At 64.4% G+C, this 1,411-nt stretch carries 1 protein-coding gene; it reads right to left on the bottom strand.

Annotation, left to right across the window (positions count from 1 at the left end; translation table 11 throughout):
- Nucleotides 1-16 precede the first annotated feature (16 nt).
- The gene (locus QRN11_RS19210; RefSeq protein ID WP_285314088.1) at nt 17-1,087 is read right to left on the bottom strand and encodes an IS110 family RNA-guided transposase; all 1,071 of its coding nucleotides are present in this window, start codon (nt 1,085-1,087) and stop codon (nt 17-19) included.
- Between the last annotated feature and the right edge of the window lie 324 nt (nt 1,088-1,411).

Genomic DNA, 1,411 nt, shown 5'->3' with positions numbered 1-1,411 from the left:
GACCCTTCTATGGGTGTCAAGCGCTGCAGGGGGTAGGGGTTGCTGCGTTGAGTGTTCGGTAGATCCGTCGGGCGAGGTAGCGTTTGACGCACCGGCGGATTTCCTTTTTAGTCCGTCCTTCGGCTTGTCGTTTCTGGACGTATTCGATGGTTTCGGGGTCGAATGTCATCCTGCTGATGGCGATCACGTGCAGGGCTTTGTTCAGGGTTCTGTCGCCGCCGCGGTTGAGTCTGTGCCGGATGGTGTTCCCGGAAGATGCAGGGATCGGGTTGACGCCGGCGAGGGAGGCGTAGGCGGCCTCGGAACGCACCCGGCCGTGGTGGGACCACGTGGTGAGGCAGATGGCGGATGTGACGGCACCGAAGCCTTTTTCGTGCAGCAGTGGGGCGGCTTCGCTGATCTCGACCAGATCGGTGATCTGGCAGCCGTTGGTCTTAATGTCCGTGTCGAGCTGGCCGATGCGTTTGGCGAGCCGGACAGCTTCGGAACGGGCAACGGACAGGGCCAGCGGTTCTTCACGGGCACGCCAGCGGGCCACGTCGGCGATCTGGGTTCCGGTCAGGGATTTCCGGGCGTCGAGACCCAGATCGTTCACCCGGAGCAGCGCGGTTAACGCGTTCACGGACCGGGTGCGGTCGGTAGTCATGGACTCACGCGCGCAGACCAGGACCCGCAGGGCTGCACGGACTCCTTCATTCAGGCGTGGCCGCAGCAGCTGCTGCTCCTCCATCGGCAGGACAGCGGCGCCGATCCGGTGTGCATCCAACGGATCGGATTTGCCAACCCCGTGACGGGCCCGGGCGTCCATCCGTGCGGCTTCGGCGACCTCGTAACCGGCAGCGCCGACGGCGCCGGCTAGCAGCGCTCCGTAGGAGGCGGCGCCCTCGATCACCCACAGGGTCGCCAGGTCAGCGCCGGTAAGGCGCGCGACCCATGCGATGGCCCGGTTGATCCCGGCGCTGGTGGTGGGAAAATCTCGGGTCTGAAGCAGTGCCCCGGAGGCGGTGGCGATGATCGCGTACACATGATTTTTGGCGTGAGTGTCGACGCCGACGACAAATGGGCGGGAATGAGCAACGATAGACATAGTGGTTCTCGCACCTTCCTCTATTCGCGGATTTGGTCAGGGGCCGCGCACGGCCGGTACCAGTCCGGGTAGAGGTCACTTCGGAACAACACTGTGACGAGCCACGCCCCAGTCACTGAGGGGGCGGGCAACCTTCTGATCAAGTTACCGAGGTGGGCCGGGCCAGGTACCGGCCGCCCACTCCATGGACGGACAAGTCACCACAAGGGCACCCTCGGGGGCCACGTGTTTGATGAGTCACGACCACAGGGCGGAACGGCCTGCACCTACTCTGCCAGCCAGTCCCAGACCAGCCACCCCAATCCTCACAGTGTTTGAGGCGGT

Source organism: Pseudarthrobacter sp. fls2-241-R2A-168 (assembly GCF_030209335.1).
Taxonomy (GTDB): domain Bacteria; phylum Actinomycetota; class Actinomycetes; order Actinomycetales; family Micrococcaceae; genus Arthrobacter.
This window is presented reverse-complemented; position numbering and strand designations above follow the sequence as displayed.